The sequence below is a fragment of the Mucilaginibacter sp. genome (assembly GCF_036568825.1).
GTDB lineage: Bacteria > Bacteroidota > Bacteroidia > Sphingobacteriales > Sphingobacteriaceae > Mucilaginibacter.
The window spans coordinates 191,373-199,745 of sequence record NZ_DATCRU010000061.1 but is presented as its reverse complement, the minus strand read 5'-3'; the positions used below and the strand labels follow the sequence as shown (position 1 = coordinate 199,745).

The 8,373-nt window shown below is 43.5% G+C and carries 6 protein-coding genes; 2 read left to right on the top strand and 4 right to left on the bottom strand.

Going from position 1 to position 8,373, the window contains the following annotated elements:
* The first annotated feature begins 260 nt into the window (after positions 1-260).
* Positions 261-998 carry a head GIN domain-containing protein gene (locus tag VIM89_RS13545; RefSeq protein ID WP_488156698.1) on the top strand — a complete coding sequence of 246 codons (738 nt, stop codon included), beginning with the start codon at positions 261-263 and terminating at the stop codon, positions 996-998.
* A 76-nt stretch (positions 999-1,074) separates the two neighbouring features.
* Here VIM89_RS13545 and VIM89_RS13540 read toward each other — a convergent pair whose 3' ends face one another.
* From VIM89_RS13540 to VIM89_RS13530, 3 genes are all read right to left on the bottom strand, one after another.
* Positions 1,075-2,103, bottom strand: a complete 1,029-nt coding sequence (locus VIM89_RS13540) for a hypothetical protein (RefSeq protein WP_488156697.1) — start codon at positions 2,101-2,103, stop codon at positions 1,075-1,077.
* 2 nt (positions 2,104-2,105) lie between these two features.
* On the bottom strand, positions 2,106-3,827 hold the full coding sequence (locus VIM89_RS13535; protein WP_488156696.1) for an ArnT family glycosyltransferase: 1,722 nt from the start codon (positions 3,825-3,827) through the stop codon (positions 2,106-2,108).
* Positions 3,828-3,916: 89 nt separating this feature from the next.
* Entirely contained in the window at positions 3,917-6,085 is a 2,169-nt protein-coding gene (locus tag VIM89_RS13530; RefSeq protein WP_488156695.1) for an outer membrane protein assembly factor BamB family protein, read from the bottom strand.
* A 75-nt stretch (positions 6,086-6,160) separates the two neighbouring features.
* Between VIM89_RS13530 and VIM89_RS13525 the strand changes: the two genes are divergently transcribed.
* The gene (locus VIM89_RS13525; RefSeq protein ID WP_488156694.1) at positions 6,161-6,616 is read left to right on the top strand and encodes a DinB family protein; all 456 of its coding nucleotides are present in this window, start codon (positions 6,161-6,163) and stop codon (positions 6,614-6,616) included.
* Between the two features lie 173 nt (positions 6,617-6,789).
* On the opposite strand, the gene odhB is transcribed toward VIM89_RS13525, so the two are convergent.
* A complete protein-coding gene (odhB, locus tag VIM89_RS13520; protein ID WP_488156693.1) occupies positions 6,790-8,355 on the bottom strand; it encodes a 2-oxoglutarate dehydrogenase complex dihydrolipoyllysine-residue succinyltransferase in 1,566 nt (521 codons plus the stop codon).
* Positions 8,356-8,373 lie beyond the last annotated feature (18 nt).

Sequence of the window (8,373 nt, the reverse complement as noted above, 5' to 3'; positions counted from 1 at the left end):
GGGGTAAAGTGATTAGCATTCCGAACGGCTTCCTACAGCCAATGACAAATCGTAATCTTTTTCTTTACCCTTTTCTTCTGCACTAAATCTACTCTTAACTCACATTGTTTTTATCCTATCCACAAACATAGGATGACAAATAATATAAAGAGACTAACGCCACCCGCCTTACGCCACGCAATACACTTATCTTATTTTTTTGCTATATTCATGCAACCTTTTAATTCAGCCCGCGTCTTATTTTCAAAAATGCAATAATAATGAGAGCACTAACCAAAATATTAGTAATAGCGCTGCTTTTACCAGGATCAGCCTATGTTTATGCCCGGCCTCATAACACGGTTACCGTTGATGTGAGTAAAATCGAAGACCGTCATATTACCGGTTTTCATGCGGTGGACGTAGGTGGTTCGTTTGATGTATACATCACCCAAGGCTCAAGCGAGTCGGTTAAGGTAGAGGCGCCTGATGAGATTATCGACCATATCATTACCGAGGTTGACAACGGCGTTTTAAAAATTTATAATAAAAACGACCGCAACTTTCATTGGGGCGATCTGTTCAATCACAAAAAAATTGCCGTATATGTATCTGCCAAAGACATGAATGCAGTTGCAGTTTCGGGTTCCGGGAATGTTTACTTCAAAGAAGGTATCCACGCCGAATCAATAAGACTAAGAGTATCAGGATCGGGCGACATGTTCGGCCGTGTAGATGCCAAGAACCTGGAAAGCAGCATATCAGGTTCGGGTGACGTAAAACTTGCCGGTCGTGCCGAAAACTCAGCCGTGAGCGTATCCGGTTCAGGAGATTTTGAGGCACGTGGACTGGTTACAGTAAATACTATAGTTCACGTATCCGGCTCAGGCGATGCATCGATTAATGCAAGCAACAGTGTATCGGCGTCAGTATCGGGTTCAGGTGATGTCCGCTATACTGGCGGCGCACATAACATTTCCTCTTCCAAATCAGGAAGCGGAGATGTTTCGAGAGATTAAGAAGTCTTGAGTCGTAAGTTCTAAGTCTAAAGTCTAAGTCATTTTTACTTCAGACTCAGGACTCTAGACTTACGACTTAATTGAAAGTCGCAATCTTCCGTCTTCCCAAATCATATGTCAGCTTAAAAGCTTCCTGGTTACTGGTAAAGCCAGGCGTTTTATGCATGGTAAATACAAATTGCCCTTTAAGGCCTTTAGCTGTAAATGGAGTAATGATAAAGTCAGTACGGTTATAAAATTTCTTCTCATAAAATGAATCGCCGTACAAAATATGGCTGCCCTGCCCGGCGTAAAACTCGTTAAACACAGCAACTCGCCAATAGCTTAAATAGGCACTCGCCACAAATCCTTTTGGGGTTTGTAATTGATCCACTCCCCTTGTGCGCTCTAATGAGGTCATTGCACCAGCTTCAATAGATAGTGAATCTAATACCGTCTTGTGGCTAAAATCCAAACCTAAACGTACCTGGGCACCACCATTATCCATAATATGATCATTGGGGGTTAATATTGCTGCACCCGCATCATGCAGTAACACAAAATAATGGGATATATAAAATGGCCCGAACGGATTTGGCCTGTATTTACCTTCCAGGCCAATTAAGAATTCCTCACGCTGGGTGTCCGTTTGGCGGCTTACCCAGTCGATCCACATGGTCTCGGTGAAGTTCTTTTTGTTGTTCAGGAAACGTAAAAATAAGCCTTCGATATTTGGACGGTAATATTGCAAGGTATCATTCAGCAATGCCCTCGGATAATTATCGATCAATCCTGTACGCGAAAACTCACCTGCATTGAACAGCCAGTTTTTGTTATGAAAACTGTAGTAAGCAATAGGGTCAACCTTTAAAAAATAAGGGATCGCACCAAACTCGTGTATCGCATTGGCACCTACAACAAAACTGTTCAGTGTATCGATATTCAATCCAAAATCAAGTGCAGTACGCGTGCCCGAATACGTACGCGAGCGCGATATAAAATCCTTGTATTCGCGGTTATCCAGGAAGCCCAGGCCGTTAAAATCAACATCTAATGTTGTTTGCGCCATGCTTACGCCACAGGCGAAAAAGGAAAGAAAAGCTAAAAGGTATAGTTTTTTAATCATGATTATTCAATGGTCAAATTTATGATTCTGCTGTTTTTACTGCCCAGGAAAGGATCGGTTCGCAATGAGAACATCAATGTATAGTCTCCTTTTTTCGCTGGTGCAATTAATTTGAATTTATAGTGTTTGTTCTCGTGCGGATTTAATGCCATCTGATGAAAATCATCTCCTGCTTCCTGCACCTGTATAATATTGCCTTCCTCAAACAAACAAGCTTCAAAATATACGTCGTGCTGATAACCCGAATTACTGAAATTTATTGCAAAGGGGTACACATTTGTGATATCGAGATCGAGGGTGAGCTGTTCGCCAGGCTTAGCGCTCATTTTTGGCGAGGGAACATCCACTTTTACTTTCTGATAGGTACGCACATCATTCACCCATCCACCGTACCATTTGCCGCCTGTAGTGTTCAGGGTGTCGGTGGTCACATTTTTTATCGGACCTTTGCTAAGCCAGTATGCTTTTTTATGCTGCATGCCTTCCTCAATCGGCCATATATCAAATTGAGTTAAACGGTAGTAACGCTCGTCGTAAGCAAATCCTTTTGTAGTATTATTATAAAAATCGTACTTAGCGGCATTCTGGAAACCGTCGTTCAGTATTACATAATTGTCCCCGACCTTCTGCCTGACATCATAAGCCCATTGCTTAAAACCGAACAAGCTTTTCAGCTGTCCAACTTTTCGTATCAACGGTGATGCGGTCATCAACATCACCCTCAGGGCAACAATAAATACCAGGTTGACGATAGCCACCCACTGAAACCATTGCCGCCAGTTGCTCGCTTGTTTAAACTGGATCAGTACTAATAGCACCAGTGGTGCAAACGCGATCAGCGTCCATTGCGGTTGAACTTCACCTTTAAAGCTGCTTGACAAAAAGAAAAGAAAAGTAAACACAGCGTTCACCATCAAGGCACGAATAAAGGCATCCTTAATACGCGCCTTAAATCCATAATAAAACAGGAATACGCCTATGATCGGCCCGGCCATTAATAGCTGTCCGGGAAAGTAGGTCCAGGTTTGTGAGAACTGATAATGGTAGGTGGATTGCTCGTACAAGTGGTAATTGACAGATGGATAACCATGATTGACCTGCCATAAAATATGCGGGATGTATAAGATTACGGATACACCAGCGATTACCCAAAAAGTCCAGCGTTTGAGTAATTTGATATTGGATAGAACGGTGAAGCCTACTAACAATATCCCATGATATTTGCTATAAAGAAGGCATGCAATGATAACTCCCAGCCATAATGCCCATTTTAACTTATCCTCATCAATATACTTCTGATAGATATAATAAAACAGAACAGTGAACAGGAACAACGGTGCATCGGGCGTAGTGGTAAAGCCATATTGATGAAAAATGAATATGCCAGCTACTACGAGAATGAACCATTTAGCTTCGACCGCATATCTTTTCGCAATAAGCCATAATATATAGAGTGACAGTGTACTTGATAACACTGTCATCAGTCTTATACCAAACTCACTGTGCCATAAGCTATCGCCAATGCGGATGAAGATGGCCACCATGGGCGGGTGGTCGAAGTAACCCCAATCTAAAAAACGGGAATAAAGCCAGTAATAAGCCTCATCGGCATGAACCTCTAAAGTGTAAGCCTGGATGGCATTAAAGATCGTCCACAGCAACAAAAAATACCAGATAGCTTTATCGGATCTTTCCGGTGAATTATTTGAATGGGACAACTGCATCAAGCGTAGATTGATGGCGCGAATTTAGACAAAATAATTAGCCATTGCGTCCTTCTACACTTAAAGCTGACTTTCTAATCAGATTATAATCAATTGGGCAACGCGAATGCCACATATGAATCACCGGATTGTGTGCCAAGTTTACCGCCGCCGCAAGCAATCACCAGATACTCTTTTCCACCCATTTCATAAACGGATGGCGTAGCAAAACCCGGGGCTGGCAATTTAGCTTCCCAGAGCAGCTTACCGTTCTTTTTATCAAATGCACGAATTTTACCATCCTTACTGGCAGCGATAAACACCAGTCCGCCCGCTGTTACCACCGGCCCACCATAGTTTTCTGTTCCTGTAGGTGTTTTGGCTATTTTCTCAAAAGCAGGATCATTGCCCAAAGGAATACGCCAAACCATTTTGCCGGTGTTAAGGTCGATGGCATTTAAAGTCCCCCATGGCGGTGAAATTGCCGGGTAGCCTTCTTTAGATAAGAACTTGTTGTATCCCGTCATTTGGTATGGAATATCCATATATGGGTCGACTTGCTTATGAATAGCCACAAAAGCTTTCATTCCGTTCTTCTTGTTTTCTGTGATATAAGAAATAATGGCCTGCCTTTCCTGGTCGCTCAATTGCTTGAAGGACGGCATCATGCGTCGTCCCGATTGCAGCAGGTCGCCTATCTGCTGATCCTTATATTTTAAACCAATATTGATGAGCGAAGGATAATTGCCTGTACCTTTTCTGTCTTGTCCGTGGCAGCCCATGCAATTATTGGTAAACAACCTTTGCCCTGCCATATTGAAAGTCTCAGATTTTGGTATCTCTTGTTTAGCATCGATCATCGTCATCACCCAGGCCATTTCGTTGGCGTTGATGTAAATTATTCCCGTTGATGGATCAAACGCAGGACCACCCCACTCGGCACCGCCATCAAACCCAGGAAAGATCAACGAGGGAATTTTACCCGGCGGCAGGAACATATTGCCATAGCGATAGGTTTTCATCCTTTTTAATACCTCAGCTTTTGAGCTATCGGATAGATATGGATTAATATCATTCTCCGTCAAAGTCTGTCTTGCAAATGGCACGGGCAAAGTCGGGATAGGCTGCGTGGGCCAAGGCTCCTCACCTGCTAGTTCTGATTTAGTTTCAACTGCAGTTTCCTTCACCGGGAATAACGGTTTCCCTGTCGCACGATCGAGAAGGAAAACAAACCCGTGTTTGGTAGGTTGGGCTACTGCATCAACATCTTTGCCATCGTGTTTTACAGTAACAAGAACAGGCGCGGTAGGTAAATCTTTATCCCACATGTCATGATGGATCACCTGGTAATGCCATTTCAATTTTCCTGTGGATGCATCAATGGCTAACACACAATTCGCAAATAATCCGGCGCCTTTTCGTTTACCACCATAGAAATCATAAGCTGCGGAACCTGTAGGTGCGAAAAGCACGCCTGCCTTTTCATCAAGGCTAAAGCCTGTCCAGCTGTTTGCTGAACCTATGTGTTTATAGGCTGCAGTATCCTTCCAGGTGTCATAACCAAGCTCGCCCGGATACGGTATGGTATGAAATATCCATTTCAACTTACCTGTGCGCACGTCATATGCACGGATATGCCCGGGAGCAGCGTCGGCTGTTTCGTTCACACGACTGCCGATGATATAATTGTCTTTATAAATAATTCCCGGAGACGTTGCTGTTACATACATCTCCTTTGCATCTCTGCCCAGGTCATTATGCAGATCGACTTTACCGCCATTGCCAAAACTGGTGATCAACGCCCCTGTCTCTGCATTTACTGCATAAATATTTGACCCGGCGCAGTATAAAATCCGTTTGTCATCACCGCTTTCCCAATAAGTAACGCCACGATTGTTGTTCATCCCAAAGTTTGAAGCCGTCGAATTGGTGTTTCCTGCCGGATTAAATATCCATTTTTGCTTACCTGTAGCAGCGTCAAGAGCAAACAATCTTAACTTAGGCGTAGTACCATAAAGCAGGCCATTCACCATGATGGGGTTGCATTGTATCTGCGAATGCGCCTTCATATCCGTATCATTCGTATGATAAATCCACGCTACCTGCAGTTGCTTCACATTGCTGGTATCGATCTGTGTAAGTGACGAATAACGTTGCGATTTTTTCGATCCTCCGTAAACTCTCCACCCGGTATCGTCTCCGGCAGAGTGATTTTTACAGGAACTAAACAGTGCAGCAGAAGCAAACAAACAGGCAATTGCTTTTGAATAGGTTGTCATGGGAAATAGTCCGGCAAATTGGTTGAAGGGCTAATTTATTGATAATAATTAGAATTGAACCTATATTTACGCACCATGACCAAACAAATCGAAATTATCAGAAAGACCAGGGCTTACCTGCTTAAAAACCTGGAAGGCCTTACTACCGAACAATACAACAAAATTCCCGAAGGCTTTAATAACAACATTATCTGGAACCTGGGGCATTTGATCGCAGCACAGCAAGGTGTTTGCTACTTGCGGGGTGGTTTAGCACCGAGGGTTGAAGAAGATATTATTAATTCATTTAAATCAGGTACAAAGCCGGAGAGACCCCTTAGCGAAGCTGAAATAGAAAACATTAAAGCCTTACTATTCAGCACACTTGATCTGTTAGAAGAAGATTACAACAATAATATATTCGGCAGATACACGGCATGGACTACCCGGTATGACGTAGAGCTTGCCAGTATTGATGATGCGATTAATTTTTTGCCATTTCATGAAGGGTTGCACTCAGGTTGCACTAATGCATTGAAGAGGTTAGTCTAAACTATGATTTCATTGATTTTTTGACAGACTATGATTTTGTTTGGATAATTTATAGTTTTCATTTAATCATTCAAATCATAGTTCAAAACAAAAAACCCGGCATAACCGGGTTCAACTATCTTAAAAGTAAAGATTTGACAACTTTTAAAAAGTTGTCAAATCTGAATAGTCGCTTAAACTCCCAACAACAACCTTGACGGATCTTCCAGCAATTGTTTTACTCTTACCAGGAAGCTTACCGATTCGCGGCCATCTATGATACGGTGATCGTAAGATAACGCCACATACATCATTGGCCTGATCACAACCTGCCCATTTACGGCAACCGGGCGCTCAATGATATTGTGCATACCCAAAATAGCGGATTGTGGTGAATTGATGATCGGTGTCGACATCATCGAGCCGAATACACCGCCATTGGTAATGGTGAATGTACCGCCAGTCATTTCTTCCAGGCTCAGTTTGTTGTCACGGGCTTTTACTGCCAGTGCAGCTACTGCTTTTTCAATACCTGCAAGGCTCAATGAATCCGCATTGCGGATAACCGGCACAACCAGTCCTTTAGGAGCAGATACTGCAATTGAGATATCAGCAAAATCACTGTAAACTACTTCTTCGCCTTCAATGCGTGCGCCAACAGCAGGCCATTCTTTCAAAGCTTCACAAACTGCTTTGGTGAAGAATGACATAAAGCCTAAGCCAACGCCATGCTTTTCTTTGAATTTATCTTTGTATTTAGCACGCAGTTCCATGATCGGCGCCATGTCCACTTCGTTAAAGGTGGTCAGCATTGCGGTCTCATTTTTAACGGATACCAATCTGCGGGCAACAGTTTTGCGCAATGACGACATTTTTTCGCGGCGCTCGCCCCGAGCGTCAACAGATTTAACCGGCGCTGGTGCTTTCACATCGACTTTAGGTGCAACGGCATTCTTTCCACCCTGTGGATTCTCAGATATCAAGTCAGCGTTAACAGCAGTCAATGCATCGGCCTTAGTAATTCTTCCGCCAACACCATTACCTGGAACACTTGCTGGGTTAATACCTTTTTCGGCTAATATTTTGGCAGCAGCAGGTGATGGCGTACCTGATGCATAAGTTTTTTCACTTGCAGTGGCAGCAGCTGTTGCAGCAACCGGCTCTGCAGCTTTTGGCTGAGCAGCCACCGCGGCTTCGGCTCCTTCGATTGTGCAAACTACTGCGCCAATGGCTAATATATCACCTTCTTTGGCTATAGTTTTCAAAACCCCTGCTTTTTCAGCAGTCAGTTCAAAAGTTGCTTTATCTGATTCCAGTTCGGCAATCGCTTCATCCATCGCAACGGTATCACCATCCTTTTTGATCCAGCGGGATAGGGTTACTTCAGTGATGGACTCACCTACAGCGGGAACTTTTACCTGTAATGAACCACCTTGATTAGTGGCAGTTGCAGGAGCAGTAGCAGGTTCTGGGGTCGGGGTACTTGCAACTTCAGGTTGTGCCTTAGGAGCGGATGGTGTAGCACTGCCTTCTTCAATGCTCGCCACGGCAGCGCCGATAGCTAAGGTATCACCTTCTTTCGCAATCGTTTTTAAAGTCCCGGCTTTTTCGGCGGTAAGCTCAAAAGTAGCCTTGTCCGACTCTAATTCGGCAATTACTTCATCCATTGCAACAGCATCGCCGTCTTTTTTAATCCAGCGTGAAAGTGTTACTTCGGTAATCGATTCGCCAACCGGCGGAACTTTTATTTCTAAACTCATATTTTTATAGGTTGTACG